Raw genomic sequence first — 16,388 nt, 5'->3', positions numbered from 1 at the left:
GCGGCACGATGGATGATGCGTTGGAAGCCAGTGATCAACGCGTTCTCCATCACCTTCGGTGACCGCTGGCCGGTGACCGAGACCTACTAATCGACACCGCCGGAAACACCGTTCGCGTTACGGACCCTACAGGCGGCTCTGCAGATGGTGGAAAAGCAACAGGTGACAGCACCGACTACGGGAAAGCGCTGGCTTACACCTACAGTGAGATGGTGACCAACGCGCAGAGCGACACCGTCGGCGCGATCGGCGCCATGGTCGAAACTTATCGCGGTTGTACAGAGGAGCCCAGCCTCATGGATTCTGTCCGTTGCGGCTTCGTCGGCGTCGACGATCTTGCGCGGAATGCGCTCACTACTTGGTTTTCCAAAGTTTGCGAAAACGTATGCGAGTGGGACCATAAGCCCAAGATCGAAGCGATGCTCGACCTGGAAATGAAGGGCGACTACTTCCTGCCGGTGAAGGGTAAGGAGGACAAGTACGAACTTTATTACGACATCTGGTCCAATATTCACTACGGTTATGTGGGTCGCGCGGCCGGATTCAGTGGGGGTACCTTGCAATCAGCTGCCGGGTCTGGTGTTCCAGGGGTTGGTGCGAATTATGTTGGTGACGAGGTAACCGTGCAAATCGGGATCGACCTGTACGCCCGATACAAGCCGAATGAGTTAACGGCGGAACGTCTTCAACAAGCTGTGTTGGCGGCTATTCCGAGGTTGAGACGAGCTGGCGCATCACAGTTGATTGTGAAGTAGGGTCGCGATAATGGACGTGGACAGCGTGGTGCGTGGGGCGAATCGATGGTCTAAGGGCAGGATTGTTCGGCTGGCTATCCTGGCTGTCGTTGCCGGCGTGCTGGGTGGATATGTGGTGTCGGTGGAGGTCCAGGGATATCCGGATGTGCGGTTGCCGGTTCTGCTCGCTCCGTGGCCGGAGCCGTTGGCGGCTGAGGGTAGGTGGACTGTGGATTCCGATATGGGTGAGCCGCGGATACGCATCGCGTGGTCGACGGGCAGCGTGGAGCGGGTGTGGTCGCGGGATCCGAGCATTGGTGACGCGAGAACCGGCACCGTGTTCAACTCCGATCCGCAGATCGCCCAGGCGGTGTATCGTTTTAGCAGTTCGCTGGTCGCCGATATACGGTATTGGTTGGCGCAGCCTTCCCATCGCACTGACTATCCGGCCTTCGCCTACCCGGACGAGGCGTATCAGAGCGCGGTGGCGGATAGAAGTCAAACCGTGTGCGCCACCGGATCTCTTGAGAAATGCCAAATATGGTTCTACTGGGCTCGGTACGGGCAGTTCATTGTCCAGCTCCATTATATAAACACCGACTGGGCGAGTACTGCAGAGTTTCGCCAGTATGTGGAGCATATTGATCAGTACGTCGGTGCGAGACTGGTCGCCCTGAGCGACAACACATGAGGTGAGTCGATGTAAGCCGACTGCAGGCCGTACCGATGAAAAATAGCAAGGGATGTTCTCGTCGCTTTGTAGGCTCAATTGTCAACGGACAGAGTTGGACTTGTGTGTGACAAGTATCCGGATCATGGATCCAGTGACCACGGAGTTAGCCTTGATCGTTCACGGGGTGCCAGGTTCGGCTCCCTGTTCTGGGATGTTGATCTTCGCCTTGTCTGTTGATTTGTTTGTCGAGGTGCGGGTCGTGCTCGGGGCCCGACTGTCGCGTCGGGTGGGCGCTGGGCTTGGGCAGGAGAGGGGGCTTCCTTCCGGTCGGGGCTACGGCTGCCGTGCAGCGTGGACATGCGGGCTGACGGGGACGGTGGGCTCTGGTCAGCCTGGCCAGGGTAGGGCGAAGATCGCCTGGTAGCAGGCGTGTAGCTGGGTGGCCCAGGGCCAGGTTTCGGGGGCGGCGGATCTTGCGTTTGCGTTGGCCGAGAACGATGCGGGCGGCGGTATGCAGCGCAGGGTGTTGGGTTCTGCCTTGGCTAGCGGCCCGTCCAGGCAGAGCAGCCGCAGCCAGCACAGCAGGTCGTCGGCGATGGTCGCGGTCAGGCACCACGCCCGGTTTGATGTCGGTCGAGGTCGAGGACAAGTGACCAAGACCGGTCTGCTTGCCCGTACGCACGGTGTCCTCGACACGGGCGTGCGGGCGGTGGCGGGCATCGAGGAACTGCACGGTGCTGCCCGGGGGGTGTTGGTGGCCACGAGCGGGTAGCGCCATCCGTCACGCTCTTCGAACAGTGACAGCTGGGCACCGGGGTGGGGCTTCTCCCGCCGGCAGATGATCCGCAGGTCGGGCGGCCAGCCCGACAGGTGGTCGCCGTCGGGGTGCTCACGTAGCACGGCGGTGAGCTCGACCACGCCGGCTTCCGTGGTGGGGCGAGGATGTCCCTCAGTGTCGAGGACGACGCCCCACGCACCCACGGGTACGTGGCCGATGGCGCGGCGTTCGCGTTCGCCCAGGTCCCAGCCGATGCTGTAGTGCACTCGATAGCCGGGCCGAGAGACCTACAACCCCCTAGATTGGACGACCTCGAAGATCGGGGATGGCGGAGGCCGAGACGACCGAGTTCGATTATCTCGGGTTGTCGGACAAGGTCATCACCGAGGAGATCGGCGGGCAGATCCAACGCTCCTACGCCTACTCCGCGTGGGGTCAGCAGTTGTCGCAGTTGAAGCACGATACGGATGGCGGCGGGCCGGAGGTGGGCGAGGATTCGTTCTACGGCTACAACCCGCACACCGATGTGGAGACGTTGACCAGCGAGTCCGGGGATACGAGGGCGACGTATGGTTACACCGCCTACGGCTCCAACGACACTGAGGCGTTCACCGGTATTGACAAGCCGGGCGCGCAGAATTCTGGGCAGGAGTCCTACAACCTGTACCGGTTCAACGGTAAGCGGTGGGACGCGGCGTCGGGCTCGTATGACATGGGTTCCGGGACTACGACCCCGCAAGACCTCGACGGCGCCAGCCTGGACATCGCGATCGGTGCCTTGCTGGCCGGCCGGATCCGAGGCGATGGCGATGGTGCCGTGCCGACGATCGCGGTGGATGGAAAGACCGTGGGCGCCACCTGCGATGGCACCGGTCAAGGTGGTGCGCACATGCTGTCCGCGATGACCCACTGCGTCGGCATTGTGCTGTACCATCAGCATGTTGACGGCAAGTCCAACGAGACCACCCAGTTCGCACCGTTGCTATCCACTGTGGGCCTCGCCCGGTGTCGTGATCAGTGTTGATGCCGGGCACATTCAACGCAAGCACGCCCACTACCTACTGTTTGTTTGGACGTCCTGCAATGATGTGGCCCGGGGGCTCGTCTCGGTAGATGGGGTCGGGCACATCCGCTGACGCTTGATCGAAATCCGCAGAACTCGATTTTCGATCACGACTGTCGAGATTATGAGGTTCACTTCAACAAGAAGCGTTAGGCTAATGAGAGTTGTCTGTACAAAGACACGGAACCCAACGAGCGGCCTGGAAGAGGATTCTAATCCATGGCTATCAGTTGGAAAAGAGTATGTAGTAATCGGTGTTCGTTGTGTTCCAGGCCAGCGTGTGTCGTTCCAAATCGTCGACGACAGCGGTTCCCAAGTCTTTGGCCTGCGGAAATGTTTCTAACCGTTGACCAGTGCATTCCGAGGAACTGGGAATCGCGAGTAACTGAGGGTGGTGTTTTTGAGGTTGGGCCGCACCCATGGACGCTTCCCGGTGTCTGGGAGTCGTACTACGATGGTGATCCGATCTCTTACGGAATCTTCAGACACGAACTACGTATTATCTTAGAAACCTAAAGACGGCGAAAGCGACCAGGTCGCTAAGTCCTGTTAGTGTTTGCCCGCGAGCTGCTATGTAAAGATCCTGGAGGAATAGATTGAGTGACATTGCTGCGGACGTACTCTCGGACGCGACGAACTGTGCTGTAGTCAGGTTGCAGAGTCGCAGGTTTCCCGGAATATTGTTGCAGGGAGACACCGTCAGCATGCTGGAAGGCATGTTGGGCGAGGTTGCTCAAGCTCCGAGTCTGGAGGCGGCGAAGGAGGTCATTCAAGAAGTGAAGGCCCTGGTAGCCGACTACCTTGATACATACGAAAGAACCCTTGGTGCCGCTCGGATCCCCTTGCCTTACGAACGCAATCGATAGCATGGCGGGACTCTCGGACGCGATGTGAAGTGTGCAGTCAGGCGCAAAACGGCGAGAGGCCGTCTTAGATGGTTCCGGACAGCGCCCGTGGGGAAGGACTCGAGTGGTGACTGAAGTCCATCCGGCGCACTTGACACAGCTGATCCGTGCGCTTGCGGTGCTCGCACTGCCCTTCGAGGATCAGTCGGTGTGGTTGTCCTCTCTGGGGCTTCCCGAGCCTCTCCGAATCGTCGACGAGCTGGCGCTCGAGTTCGACGATGTGGTCCGCCTGTCCGGCTCTGGGAGGTCGGCTCGCTGCGCGCCGCTGAAGAGTGGCTCCGTGTACGTGTTTTGGCTAGAACCGCCCTGTATTCGCTGTAGTTGCGGCCAGGGGCAGCCGTCAGCCGCCCCAGGGGTAGCCCGTCAGCCGCCGACCACTCCGCCGTCCTCCCTGGTGATGACGATCGTCGCCGAACGGGGGCGGCCGGTGGCGCTGTAGTCGGGCCAGTTCGAGCTCGCGCGGGGGTTGTCCGGGGTGCCGGAGTCGCCGGGGTGCTGGATGTTCACGAACAACGAGCGGCCGTCCGGGGTGGCGGTGATGCCGGTGATCTCGCAGCGCGGGGGACCGACCAGGAACCGGCGGATGTCGCCCCTGCGCGTGTCGGACACCAGCATCTGGTTGTTCTGCTCCGCGCCGTCGACCTTCGGCTGCGCGCCGTCGGTCTGGATCCACAGCCGCCCGTCCTTGTCGAACCACAGCCCGTCCGGCGAGCCGAATGCCTGGTCCGGCGGCACCGTCGCGCCACTGGCCTCGTCGCCCGCGAGCAGGAAGACATCCCAGTCGAACGTCTCCGCGCTGGGGTTGCCGCACTCGTCGATCTTCATGATGTGCCCGAACCGGTTCTCCAGCCTCGGGTTGGCCGCGTTCACCGACTCTGTCCGGGCCGTGTTGTTCGTGCAGGTGAAGAACACCGCCCCGGTGCGCGGTTGCACCGTGCACCATTCCGGCCGGTCCATCGGCGTCGCGCCCAGCGCGTCCGCCGCGAGGCGCGTGTGGATCAGCACCTCGGCCTGGTCGGCGAAGCCGTCCGCCTCGGTCAGGCCCGGCCCGCCGTGTACCAGCGGCAGCCACCTGCCGGAACCGTCCTCCTCGAACCTCGCGACGTACAGGGTGCCCGTGTCGAGCGGACTGCGCCCGCGCCTGAGCGCCTTGTTGATCGGCTCCGCGCCGACGAACTTGTAGAAGTAGTCGAACTGCGTGTCGTCGCCCATATAGACGACGGCCTCACCACGCCTGCCGCGCACCACGACCGCGTTCTCGTGCTCCATACGCCCCAGCGCCGTGCGCTTCTTCGGCGTCGACGCCGGGTCGAAGGGGTCGACCTCCACCACCCAGCCGAACCGGTTGTACTCGTTCGGTTCCACCCGCATGTCGAACCGGTCCTCCGTGGTGTACCACGGGTACGGGCTCTCCGAGCCGATCCCGTAGCGCTCCTCCACCGATCCGGCCTCCGGCGGCTGCTCGCCGAAGTAGAAGTACTTGTTGATCGTCTCTTCACACGTCAGGTACGTGTCCCACGGCGTCGGCCCGCTGGCGCAGTTGTTCAGGGTCCCCAGCACCCGCACGCCCTCGGGGTCCGCCCCCGTGCGCAGCAGCGGGTGTCCCGCGGCCGGGCCGGTGATCTCGGCCGGCGTCGTCATGGTGATGCGGCGGGCGAACCTCGACTCGGCCAGCTGCCACCGGCCCTTGCGGTCCTGCTCGACCTCGATGACCGACACCCCGTGCGCCGCCATCGACTTGGCCGTCTTCTCCGGCGACCAGCCGGCCCTGCCGTCGGTGTGCAGCAACTGCTCGGTCGTGGCCTCGTGGTTCACACAGAGCAGACCGGACCGGCTGCCCTTGAGCGGGAAGAACCACATGCCGTCATGGTGATCGCCCGCCTGCACTGCCTGTTCGGCCGCACTGTTGCTGGCGTTCTCGGCGAACTTCGGTCCAGAAGGGACGGTCGGGTGGCCCCACGGGAAGAGCACGTGGTACCGGTACCCGGGCGGCAGCACCACCTCGTCGGCGACGCTCGGTGTGATCGCCGGGAACCCGAGCAGCCGCCTGCCCCCGTTGCGGCTCACGTCCTTCGTCGTGCTCGCACCGACCGGCGCCGAGGCGCCGAAGAACGCGACGGTGGCGGTGGCCAGGCCACCGGCCAGTGCCGTCCTGCGGGACAGACGGCGCTCGGCGAGTTCGGAAATCGACGGTGAATCTGGCGTGTCTGCGTGCACGGGGAACTCCAAGCGTTGGACGCGGGCGCGCAGTTGGGCACGGCCGGGTGCAGGCAACGCTAGGTAGCCGAGGTGGCCGGGTCGCCACACGAACGTGAACGACTGCGGAAGTGTGCTCCCGCCTTCCCTCTCGCACTTTCCCGGGAAAGTGCGAGGGCCTGGCGATCTCCCGGCACCTGCGGTTCTCCGCGACGGCGGCAATGCCGCCGAGTCGGAGGCCGGCTTCGAGTAGCTGTGCGAGTTCTACCGTGCGGGTAGCGAGTTCAGGTAGTCGGCCATCGTGCGCACGGCGGCCGGGTTCCTGGGACCCTGCACGAGCGCCGCGTACGGCAGCACCAGGAACCGCTTGTGCCGCACCGCGGACACCTCGGCCAGCGGCGGGTAGCTCTCCAGGAACGCCCGCTTGTCCGCCGCACTCGGCGGGCTGTAGTCGTTGATGACGATGACGTCCGGGTCCGCCTCGATCACGGCCTCCCAGCCGACCGTCGTCCAGCTGTCGTTCAGCCCGCCCATGATGTGCTCGCCGCCGCCGCGCGTGATGATCTCGTGCGCGGCGGCACCGCGGCCCGCGGTGAACGGCTTGTCGGTACCGGAGTCGTAGAGGAACACCTTCGGCCGCTCCCGGTCGGCGGGCACGGATTCCTCTGCCGCGCGCACCGTTTCCCGGTACTCGGCGATCAGCTGCTCCGCGCGCTCGCTCACCCCGAAGATCCGGCCGAGGTTGCGTAGGTCGGTGTACAGCGCCTCCAGCGGCGGCATGATTCCGCGCGAGGATCCGGTGTGGCCGTTACGGCATGACTCCGTGAGTACATAGGACGAAATGCCGAGATCCTCGAGCTTGGCCGGTGTCAGTCCGGTGTCCTCGCGAAATCCGTAGTTCCAGCCTGCGTAGACGAAGTCCGCGCCCGCGTCGAGGATCAGCTCCTTGCTGATCGTGTCGGCGCCGAGCCGGTGTGCTCGCTCGAAGTCCGCCTGCCACGGCGAGGTCGCGATGTCTTCGTCCTGTCCGCTGGAGACCACATACCCGGCAAGACGATCACTCAGCCCGAGCGCGAACATCGTCTCCACGATGCCGCTGTCGTAGGCGACGACCCGCTCCGGCGCCGACTCGAACGTGAGGTCCTGGCCGCAGTTCCGCACGGTCACGGGGTAGCCGTCGGCGGTGCTGCCCTCGGCTGTGGGCCGCACCTGCGCCCCGCATGCGGTCAGCAGGATGGAGGCGGCGGCCAGCGCAAGCCAGCGGGAAGGTCGGGACATCTCTTCAGCTACTCCTTCAAGGGGTCCGCGGCGATCGCGTGGGCGTAAATCAGTTGTGGCGCGCCGGAATCGGGATGCGTGACCACATGCGCGTGCACCCCGAACACCTCGGCCACCAGCTCCGGGGTGAGCACCTCGGCCGGGCTGCCACTGGCCACGACGCGCCCCTCATCGAGTACGTAGATGCGGTCGCAGGTCGCCGCCGCGAGGTTGAGATCGTGCAGCGCGATCAGCGTGGTCACGCCGGTCTCCCGCACGAGTGCGAGAAGTTCCAGCTGGTAGCGGATGTCCAGATGGTTGGTCGGCTCGTCGAGCACGAGCACCTTCGGCTGCTGGGCCAGCGCCCGCGCGGCGAGTACTCGCTGTCGTTCCCCGCCGGAGAGGGTGAGGAAGCTGCGTTTCGCCAGGTGCGTCGCGCCGACCTGCCGCAGCGCGCCCGCGCAGATCTCCCGATCCGCCTCGGTGTCGCGGTCCAGCATGCTCTTGTGCGGAGACCTGCCCATCGCGACCACCTCGGCGGCGGTGAAGTCGAACTCGACGTGGTGATCCTGGGTCAGCGCGGCCAGACTGCGCGCACTGTCCTTCGCCGAGAGCCGCCAGAGGTCCTCGCCGCCGAGCAGCACCGAACCCACCGACGGCCGAAGCACCCGGTACACACACCGCAACGTCGTGGACTTGCCACTGCCGTTAGGGCCGACCAGACCCACCACCGTGCCCGCTGGCACCTCCACGCGCAGATCGGTGACCAGCCTGCGCCCTGCCGCCGTGACGGTCAGGTTCGCCACACGCACGTCCATCAGCTACCCCCGAACACGTAGCCGCGGCGACGCATCAGCCAGACGAACACCGGAACACCCACCGCCGCGGTGATCACGCCGAGTGGAAGCTCCTGTGGCGCCACGAGCGTTCTGGCGAGCAGATCGACCCACACCACCAGGACGCCCCCGGCCAGCGGGGCGATCGCGAGCACCCGGCGGTGGTCCGCTCCCACGAGCATGCGGACCAGGTGCGGCACCATCAGTCCGACGAACCCCACCGCACCGCTGACCGCGACAAGACAGCCCGTCACCGCCGCACTCACCACGAACAGCCTGCGCCGCAGCCGTGCCGGATCGATCCCGAGGGTGGACGCCGTCTCGTCGCCCATCGCCAGCCCGTTGAGCTGCCTTGCCGACAGCATCAGGTACGCGATCCCCAGTACAACGGCAACCGCCGCCACCGGCAGCGACTGCCAGGTGACTCCGCCGAGACTGCCGAGCAGCCAGAACAGCGCCGCACGCGCGGCGTCACCGCGCGGTGCGAGGAACACGAGAACCGTGGTGATCGCGGAGAACCCGTACGCCATCGCGGTGCCGGTCAGCACAAGGCGCAGGGGAGTGATGCCCAGCGGGGAGCGCGCCGCGAGGTAGACGATCACGGTGGCGGCCAGCGCTCCGGCGAAGGCGGCGATCGACAGTGCGTAGATCCCCAGTACCGCGAACCCGCCGAACACGATCACCGCCGTCGCGCCGACCGAAGCGCCGGACGACACTCCCAGCACGTACGGGTCGGCCAGTGCGTTACGGACCAGGGCCTGGCTCGCCACGCCGACGGTGCTCAGACCGGCGCCGACCACGACGGCCAGCAGCACCCTGGGCAGGCGGACCTCCCAGACGATCTGGTAGGTCGACAGCTCCGCCGAGTCGATCGAGCCGCCCGAGATTCCCGCCGCGATCAGCCGAATCGCGTCGCCGAGGCCGACCTGGGCCGCGCCGAGCGCGATCCCACCGACGACGGAGGCGAGCAGCACGACGCACAGCACCGCGATCAGTGGCGCGAGGGGCCGCCTGCGGTCGCCGCCCAGCGATGACGGTTGCGTCCGTGCTCTCGGTAGGGCGGGTGCGGCCATGTCGTTCGCCTTCGGTCACGGCCCACGACCCAAGCCAGGGTTACGGAGATGACTACCGCCACTCGCGGCATCCGTTCCGGGCTCCGGCCCGCAGACCTCGACGGGTACCAGGAGTGACTCGCGCTCGCCGGGTGTTCGGGCTCGCCGTCGCAGGGACGGCCTACCGTTGCGGGTCAGCGCCGGAGTTCGACCGGCTTCCCCCGAGTGGGCGCGGATGGAGTTGTGCTGCCCGGTGATCGTTGAGCACCGAGTGGGTGGGTGTCAAACCCGCGCACGTGCGACCTAGCCGGCAGCGGCGTCGCGTTGATGCCGGGCAAGCGCATGGGCGATGTCCAGGGTCGCGGGGTACAACCGCAGGTACAGCTCGTACAGCTGCGCGTAGAAGCCCGCGATTCCGGGATCCGGCGCGATGCGTTCCCGCACCGGGTTCCAGGTGGCGATCGACACGTCCGAGACGGCGGAGGCGGCGAGGAACGCCGCACCGTAACTCGCCCCGATGGTGACGCTCGGAACCTCCTGCTCCAGCCCTGTCACGTCGGAGACGATCCGAGTCCACAGCCCGCCCTTGGTGCCACCACCGACGGCGACGACCCGCCGGACGTCCCCACCTTCGGCCCGCATGGTGTCGAGGTTGTGCCGGACTCCCATCGCGGTCGCCTCGAGTGCGGCTCGGTAGAGGTCACCGCGGGTGTGCTCCAAGGTCAGTCCCGCGATCATTCCCCGTGCGTCCGGATCCGCGATAGGCGTCCGCTCGCCGGCGAAGTACGGGAGCATCAGCAGTCCCCGCGCGCCGGGTCCGGCGGCTTCGGCCTCGGCGAGTAAGGCCGGGTAGTCCGGCGAGCCGACCAGCGTGCGCAGCCACTGCGTGACGGCTCCCGACGTCGCCATTCCGCCCGCGAGGTTGCGGGTACCGGGCAGCGCTCCGATCGTGCTCCACAGCTGCGGCACCAGCATCCGCTCGGCCACCGTGTTGATCAGGAACATGGTGGTTCCGTACATCAGCATCAGGTCGCCGGTGTTCTGGGCGCCGACACTGACCGCCTCCGACCACGCGTCCACCGTCCCGGCGATGACCGGAACCCCGGCGCGCAGCCCGGTGGCCGCGGCCGCGGCGGACGTCACCCGGCCTGCGATGTCGCCCGGCCAGCGCAGTGGCGGCAGCTCGATCCCCGGCGCGACGTGCTCCGCCCACGGGGCGTACCAGTCCTGGGCGAGCGAGTCGTAGAGCGGCACGGCCTGGCTCGCCGTGTGCTGGTCGAGCACGTACTCGCCGGTGAGCCGATGGACCAGGAAGGAGCTTGCGGTGAACAGGTGTGTCGCCCGCGCCGCCACCTCGGGCTCGTGTTCGGCGACCCAGGCGATCTTCGGGCCGACGGCCTGGGTGGACAGCACACTCCCGCAACGGTGCAGGATCTCCTCGCGGCCAAGCTCCGTGTCGATCTTGGCGATCTGCGCGGTGGCGCGGGTGTCGACGCCGTAGAGGATCGCCGGGCGCAGCGGGGTGCCTGCTGCGTCGGCCAGCAGGACACACGGGCCCATGCCGCTGACCCCGACGGCGTCGACGCTGGCAGCCGTGCCGCCGGAGTCCGTCTTTTGGAGCAGCTCTCTGGTGATGGCGACGAACCGCGCCCACCAGATCTCGGCGTCCATCTCGACGTGGCCGGGCTCAGGCCGGTCCACCGTGTGATCACGCACCGCGGTGGCGAGCACCGCCCCGTCCTGGCCGACGAGCACGCCCTTGCTGCTCGACGTCCCGATGTCCACCCCGAGAACCGTCACCGGACTTCCTCCCACACCCCGGCGACCGTACACAGGTGTGGCGCGCGGCGCGGTCAGCGATCATGCAGCGGTGTCCGTGCGGAGGTGCCGACCATGCGACTTTCCAGCCACTGCATGATCAGCATCGTCCCCATCAGGATCACCGGAAGCATCAACGCGGCCCACATGATCTGGGTGTACCTCGCGCAGGCGGGGCACAAACCTGTTCTCTCAGGCGGAAACGCGGGCGAACGCGCGCGCCTGGATGGCGCCGGAGCCTGGCTCCGGTCGGGGAAGTTGGCCGAGGCCGGTCAGGCCAGGACTCCGGGAGGCCCCCGCCGGAGCGGCACGGTCGAACGGAAAGGAGGTGAACTGCAAACTCGGCCACGGAAACTGCCAACTCGGGCACTGAAACTGCAAACTCGGGCGTCGAAACTGCAAACTCGGGGTCGGGCGGGGGTCAGTGCTTGGCTGCGGCTGCTTCGATGCCGTCGAGTAGGCGGTTCAGGCCGAACTCGTAGGCCTCCGCTGCCTGGTCGACGGCGCTGGCCTCGAAGCCACCCCCGTTCCAGACCTCGACCATGGTGGGGTGACGTTCGGTGTCGAAGTAGTTCTCCCAGAACGACATCCGTTGTTGCCACCACGTGTCCTCTGTCTCGCCCGTGACGCGCACGAGGTACGCGTTGTCGGCCTCGATCGCGGCGTGTGCGTCGACGAAGGTGCCGATACTGCTCGCCGCGGCGGCGAGCTGTCGCGGGGGCAGCCCCAAACCGGACACAGTGGACAGTAAGTACTCGTCGCCGGCCATCACCCCGGGCCCCAGGGCGGGCCGGACGGTGGATACCTGCCGCAACCAGGGGTGGCGGCGGTACATCGCACGGGTCCGTTCGGAGTAGAGCTGCACCTGGGCCCGCCAGCTCGAGGGCCGAGGCTCGTTCGGTGCGGGGAACTGCCGCTCGCTGAGTACCGCGTCGACCATCAGGTCGAGCAACTCGTTCTTCGCGGGAACGTAGGTGTAGAGCGTCATCGTTCCGGCCCCGAGTTCCTTCGCGACGCGATGCATCGAGGCCGCCGTGAGTCCTTCGCTGTCGGCCACCGCGATGGCCGAGGCCACGATCCGGTCGACGGTCAGGGTCGGTCGCCGGCCGCGAACCGGTTCGGGCTGGGTACTCCGATCGCGCCAGAGCAGCGCGAGACTGCGATCCGGGTCGCCCCCGCCGCTGTGCTCGATCGTCATCGTCGCCTTCCGCCCTGCGCTTGGTCACTGTTCGTCACAAAACTGGATCCTACATTCCCGTATGCTGTACGATTTTAATCTCGTACGGCATACGACAAGGGGTGGGTGACAACTGTGCCGGTTCTGGTCACGGGAGCGACAGGAAACGTCGGCAGGCTGGTGGTCGACGAGTTGGTGGAACTGGGGACACCGGTACGCGCGCTGACCGTCAGTCCACGGAAGGCGGCCCTGCCAGAGGAGGCCGAGGTGGTGAAGGGGTATCTCGGCAGGCCGGAAACGCTGCCCGCGGCGCTCGCCGGCGTCGAAAGCGTCTACCTCGCGCCGTTGGCCGCGACCGTGCACGAGTTCACCGAACTCGCCAGGCAGGCCGGTGTGCGCAGGGTGGTGGTGCTCTCCGGCAGCAACGCCGACGAAGAACCGCGGCCGGGTTCCAGCGGGGTTGACTTCGCGATCGTGGAGCGTGCGGTCGAGGCAGCGGGCTTCGAGTGGACGCATCTGCGGCCCGGCGTGTTCATGAACAACACACTCGGCTGGGCGGAGGCCATTCGAACCGAGGGCGTCGTTCGTGCTGCCTACGGCGATGCCACCCAGACGCCGATCGATCTGAGCGATATCGCGGCGGTGGCGGCGCGCGTCCTCGTCGAGGACGGGCATGTCGGAGCCAAGTACACCTTGAGTGGCCCAGAGGCGATCACCCAGATCGAACAGGTTGAGGCCATCGGCGCGGCACTGGGCAGGCCGGTGCGGTTCCACGAGCTCAGCCGGGCGCAGGCAGTGCGGGAGTGGGTGTCCGCTGGTGTGCCCGCGGACATCGCCGATTGGCTGCACGACGGGTTCGCCGAGACGGCAGCCCATCCGCAGGTGCCCACCGGAGTCGTCGAGAAGCTGATCGGGCGGCCGGGGAAGACCTACGCGAAGTGGGCAAAGGACAACGTCGAGGCGTTTCGTTAGTCCAGGGGGATATCACCGGAGTGGGTGTTGATCCCGAAACGAAGTGTGCACGACGCGTAGCAGGGGTATCGCAGCGTGATGACGCAGAGACTGTATGCGGTGCTGGTTGGTGTCCTGCTGGCGCCGTTCCTGACGGTCCCGGGCGCACACGGGGCTGCGCTCGCACCGAAGCTGCTGTTGGAGAGGGACTTTCCCGACCCAGAGGTCAACCAGTTCGACGGTCGGTACTACGCCTACGCCACCGGTTCGCACGCCACCAGGGCGCCGATTGCCACCTCGTTGTCCGCGACGGGCGAATGGGCGTTCATCGGTGAGGCTCTGCCCGAGCGTCCAGCGTGGATGGACGAACGGGCCGGGGTATGGGCACCCGATGTCTTTCGCCGATCCGACGGGAAGTACCTGATGTACTTCACCGGACGGCGCGCTTCGGACAAGACGATGTGTATCGGAGCAGCCCTGGCGGACAACCCCATCGGCCCGTTCACCTCGGTGGGTAAGGAACCGTTGGTGTGCAAGCCGGAGGAGGGCGGCGACATCGACCCCGCGAGCTTCGTCGATGACGACGACCGGCGGTATCTGCTGTACAAGAGCAACGGGCCCGGTGACCAGCCATCCATCGTGTGGTTGCAGGAGGTCGCGGACGACGGCGTCACTCTCGTCGGTGAGCGCAAGGAACTTCTGCGAAGTGACCGGCCCGAGGAGAACGACGTGGTCGAAGCGCCGGTACTCATCCGGCGGCCCTCGCAGTACGTGCTGTTCTACTCGATCAAGAGCTACACCAATTCCGAGTACCAGACGACCTACGCCACCGCGTCCGCGCTGACCGGTCCATACAGCAAGAGTGGCGTGAAGTTGATCGCCCGCAAGACGTTCGACAAGCCCCTGGACGGGCCCGGGGGAGCCGACATGACCGCCGGAACCGATGGTGAGCACGCGTTCTTCCATGCCTGGCTCGGTCGCGCGCAAGCGTTGCGGGCGTTTTATGTGGTGGGACTGGACTGGAAGGACGATCTTCCGGTACTGGCTCCACCCGCTGGTCACACGCGGCTGGGCTGATCCCGGGCCGAGGTGCCATGGTTCCTCTGCCGGTGCCGGCCGGAGTGTTCCAGCCGGCACCGACGATCAGGTAGCTGGTTCGGGACCGATGCCGCGATGACCGGTCCCGAACCGCCAACTCGTCCCCCGGATCTGCAAACTCGCGCCCGGGATCTGCAAACTCGCGCCCGGGATCTGCAAAGTCGCGCCCGGGATGTGCGAAGTGGGGTGTTAGACCACTTCTTCGACTGGCTCGCGGGTGTCTTGCTCGTCGTCGGAACGCAGCGCCTTGCGGAACCGGGCGAGTTCCTTCTTGACCATGGGGGCAAGCAGGTACAGCCCGATGATGTTGATCAGCGCGAGCAGGAACAGCACGGCGTCGGTGAAGTCCAGCACGCTGCCGAACGTCAGGACCGAGCCGATCACGATGAAGGTGCAGAACATCAGCTGGTAAGAGCGCTCACTGAGCTTGCTCTTGCCGAACAGGTAGGTCCACGCCTTCTGCCCGTAGTACGCCCAGGTGATCATCGTCGAGATGGCGAAGAGCACCACGGCCAGAGTCAGTACGACCGGGAACCAGGGGAGTGCGGTCTCGAAGGCCGAAGAGGTGACGGTGACCCCGTCGATGGTCTCCCCGGTGGCGAAGTACTCGGCCTTCGCGTCGTTCCAGACCTGGCTGTTGGCGATGACGATGGTCAGCGCTGTCATGGTGCAGACGACGACCGTGTCGATGAACGGCTCGAGCAGGGCGACGTGCCCCTCACTGGCCGGATGCCGTGTCTTCACCGCGGAGTGGGCGATCGGAGCCGAGCCGAGGCCCGCCTCGTTGGAGAACGCGGCGCGGGTGAATCCGACGATCAGCGCACCGATCACGCCACCGACGACACCCTCACCGGTGAAGGCGCCTGCGAAGATCTCACCGAACGCTGCGGGAACCTCGGTGATGTTGAACAGGATGACGATCATGCACGCGGTGATGTAGACGAGCGCCATGGCCGGAACCAGCCTGCTGGTCACCTTGCCGATGGACTTGATGCCGCCGATGATCACGGCTCCGACGGCAACGGCGAGCACGATACCCAGGATCAGTGCCGATCCGTCGCCCGCGAGCGGTCCTTCGTCGCCACCGGTGACGTTGCGGATCTGCGACACCGTCTGGTTGGCCTGGAACATGTTGCCGCCGCCGATCCCGAAGAGCAGGATCATGACGGCCGCGAGTACGGCCAGTACCCGGCCGAAGAGCTTGCCGCCCGCCCCGGGAAGGCGCTCGGCGACACCCTTGCTGAGGTACTGCATCGGGCCACCGGAGACGGTCCCGTCCGGGTGGTGGTCCCGATAGCGCACCCCGAGCGTGCACTCGACGAATTTGGACGCCATGCCGAGGAGTCCACACAGGACCATCCAGAACGTGGCGCCCGCACCACCGATGGTGACAGCGACACCGACACCGGCGATGTTTCCGAGGCCCACTGTCCCCGAGACGGCTGAGCTCAGCGCCTGGAAGTGGGTGATCTCGCCGGGGTCGCTGTCCTTACTGTGCTTCCCACGGACGACCTCGAGGGCCAGCTTCATGCCGCGCACCTGGATGAAGCCCAGGTAGACCGTGAAGATCGCCCCCGCGAGCACCAGCCAGGCCACGATCCAGGGGAAGCTGGTCCCGAAGATCGAGACCTCCGCGAAAACGAAGTCACCGAGCCCGGTGGCGATCGGTTCGAATGCCGCGTTGATCTTGGCTTCGATCTGGCCGAGGATGCCTTCCTCGGCCGCTTGCGCTGCGAGTGTTTCGCTCCCGGGTAACGGCGGAATCGTTGCTGGCTGGTCCATCGCGCTCTCCTCTGTCCTCGCCGGCACCACAGTGACCTGTGACCTGACAAGGACCTGGTGATTCGTGT

14 protein-coding genes and 1 riboswitch are annotated in these 16,388 nt (G+C 66.0%); of the genes, 6 read left to right on the top strand and 8 right to left on the bottom strand.

Features of this window, described 5'->3' with window-relative positions; all coding sequences use genetic code 11:
- Positions 1–212: 212 nt before the first annotated feature.
- The gene (locus tag D0C15_RS09010) at positions 213–755 is read left to right on the top strand and encodes a polymorphic toxin type 44 domain-containing protein (RefSeq protein WP_211323127.1); all 543 of its coding nucleotides are present in this window, start codon (positions 213–215) and stop codon (positions 753–755) included.
- 10 nt (positions 756–765) lie between these two features.
- Positions 766–1,425, top strand: coding sequence for a hypothetical protein (locus D0C15_RS09005; protein WP_116042744.1), 660 nt, complete (start codon positions 766–768; stop codon positions 1,423–1,425).
- A 369-nt stretch (positions 1,426–1,794) separates the two neighbouring features.
- On the opposite strand, the gene D0C15_RS09000 is transcribed toward D0C15_RS09005, so the two are convergent.
- Positions 1,795–2,451 carry a hypothetical protein gene (locus tag D0C15_RS09000; RefSeq protein ID WP_116042742.1) on the bottom strand — a complete coding sequence of 219 codons (657 nt, stop codon included), beginning with the start codon at positions 2,449–2,451 and terminating at the stop codon, positions 1,795–1,797.
- Positions 2,452–2,510: 59 nt separating this feature from the next.
- On the opposite strand from D0C15_RS09000, the gene D0C15_RS08995 reads away from it, so the two are divergent.
- Positions 2,511–3,209 (top strand): hypothetical protein, encoded by a 699-nt coding sequence (locus D0C15_RS08995; protein ID WP_116042739.1) that lies wholly within the window; start codon positions 2,511–2,513, stop codon positions 3,207–3,209.
- A gap of 635 nt (positions 3,210–3,844) precedes the next feature.
- The gene (locus D0C15_RS35660) at positions 3,845–4,114 is read left to right on the top strand and encodes a DUF6959 family protein (protein WP_425455370.1); all 270 of its coding nucleotides are present in this window, start codon (positions 3,845–3,847) and stop codon (positions 4,112–4,114) included.
- Positions 4,115–4,516: 402 nt separating this feature from the next.
- Here D0C15_RS35660 and D0C15_RS08990 read toward each other — a convergent pair whose 3' ends face one another.
- The 6 genes from D0C15_RS08990 to D0C15_RS08965 all read right to left on the bottom strand — a co-directional run bounded on the left by D0C15_RS08990 (position 4,517) and on the right by D0C15_RS08965 (position 12,510).
- The gene (locus tag D0C15_RS08990) at positions 4,517–6,370 is read right to left on the bottom strand and encodes a PhoX family protein (RefSeq protein WP_116042737.1); all 1,854 of its coding nucleotides are present in this window, start codon (positions 6,368–6,370) and stop codon (positions 4,517–4,519) included.
- 243 nt (positions 6,371–6,613) lie between these two features.
- Positions 6,614–7,627, bottom strand: a complete 1,014-nt coding sequence (locus tag D0C15_RS08985; protein ID WP_116042735.1) for an ABC transporter substrate-binding protein — start codon at positions 7,625–7,627, stop codon at positions 6,614–6,616.
- 8 nt (positions 7,628–7,635) lie between these two features.
- Entirely contained in the window at positions 7,636–8,424 is a 789-nt protein-coding gene (locus tag D0C15_RS08980; protein ID WP_116042733.1) for an ABC transporter ATP-binding protein, read from the bottom strand.
- Complete coding sequence (locus tag D0C15_RS08975) at positions 8,424–9,515, bottom strand: FecCD family ABC transporter permease (protein WP_116042731.1); 1,092 nt, start codon at positions 9,513–9,515, stop codon at positions 8,424–8,426. Before D0C15_RS08975 ends, D0C15_RS08980 begins: the two co-directional genes overlap by 1 nt.
- Before the next feature lie 109 nt (positions 9,516–9,624).
- Positions 9,625–9,739: riboswitch (cobalamin riboswitch) on the bottom strand.
- Positions 9,740–9,797: 58 nt separating this feature from the next.
- Complete coding sequence (locus D0C15_RS08970) at positions 9,798–11,294, bottom strand: FGGY-family carbohydrate kinase (protein WP_116042728.1); 1,497 nt, start codon at positions 11,292–11,294, stop codon at positions 9,798–9,800.
- 439 nt (positions 11,295–11,733) lie between these two features.
- The gene (locus D0C15_RS08965; RefSeq protein WP_116042726.1) at positions 11,734–12,510 is read right to left on the bottom strand and encodes a TetR/AcrR family transcriptional regulator; all 777 of its coding nucleotides are present in this window, start codon (positions 12,508–12,510) and stop codon (positions 11,734–11,736) included.
- A 114-nt stretch (positions 12,511–12,624) separates the two neighbouring features.
- Between D0C15_RS08965 and D0C15_RS08960 the strand changes: the two genes are divergently transcribed.
- On the top strand, positions 12,625–13,461 hold the full coding sequence (locus tag D0C15_RS08960) for an NAD(P)H-binding protein (RefSeq protein ID WP_116042722.1): 837 nt from the start codon (positions 12,625–12,627) through the stop codon (positions 13,459–13,461).
- Between the two features lie 78 nt (positions 13,462–13,539).
- Positions 13,540–14,517: a glycoside hydrolase family 43 protein gene (locus D0C15_RS08955; RefSeq protein WP_162829965.1), complete on the top strand. Its 978-nt coding sequence runs from the start codon at positions 13,540–13,542 to the stop codon at positions 14,515–14,517.
- Between the two features lie 210 nt (positions 14,518–14,727).
- Here D0C15_RS08955 and D0C15_RS08950 read toward each other — a convergent pair whose 3' ends face one another.
- Positions 14,728–16,320, bottom strand: a complete 1,593-nt coding sequence (locus D0C15_RS08950; protein ID WP_116042717.1) for an alanine/glycine:cation symporter family protein — start codon at positions 16,318–16,320, stop codon at positions 14,728–14,730.
- Positions 16,321–16,388 lie beyond the last annotated feature (68 nt).

Source organism: Amycolatopsis palatopharyngis, assembly GCF_003385185.1.
Taxonomy (GTDB): domain Bacteria; phylum Actinomycetota; class Actinomycetes; order Mycobacteriales; family Pseudonocardiaceae; genus Amycolatopsis; species Amycolatopsis palatopharyngis.
Note: the sequence above shows the minus strand (reverse complement) of the source record. Positions and strands in the feature narration are given on the sequence as shown.

Coding starts and splice junctions, on each gene's coding strand:
- D0C15_RS08950 (WP_116042717.1), bottom strand. CDS start 16,320: ATGGACCAGCCAGCAACGATTCCGCCGTTACCCGGGAGCGAAACACTC.
- D0C15_RS08985 (WP_116042735.1), bottom strand. CDS start 7,627: ATGTCCCGACCTTCCCGCTGGCTTGCGCTGGCCGCCGCCTCCATCCTG.
- D0C15_RS08975 (WP_116042731.1), bottom strand. CDS start 9,515: ATGGCCGCACCCGCCCTACCGAGAGCACGGACGCAACCGTCATCGCTG.
- D0C15_RS08995 (WP_116042739.1), top strand. CDS start 2,511: ATGGCGGAGGCCGAGACGACCGAGTTCGATTATCTCGGGTTGTCGGAC.
- D0C15_RS09005 (WP_116042744.1), top strand. CDS start 766: ATGGACGTGGACAGCGTGGTGCGTGGGGCGAATCGATGGTCTAAGGGC.
- D0C15_RS08980 (WP_116042733.1), bottom strand. CDS start 8,424: ATGGACGTGCGTGTGGCGAACCTGACCGTCACGGCGGCAGGGCGCAGG.
- D0C15_RS08965 (WP_116042726.1), bottom strand. CDS start 12,510: ATGACGATCGAGCACAGCGGCGGGGGCGACCCGGATCGCAGTCTCGCG.
- D0C15_RS08955 (WP_162829965.1), top strand. CDS start 13,540: ATGACGCAGAGACTGTATGCGGTGCTGGTTGGTGTCCTGCTGGCGCCG.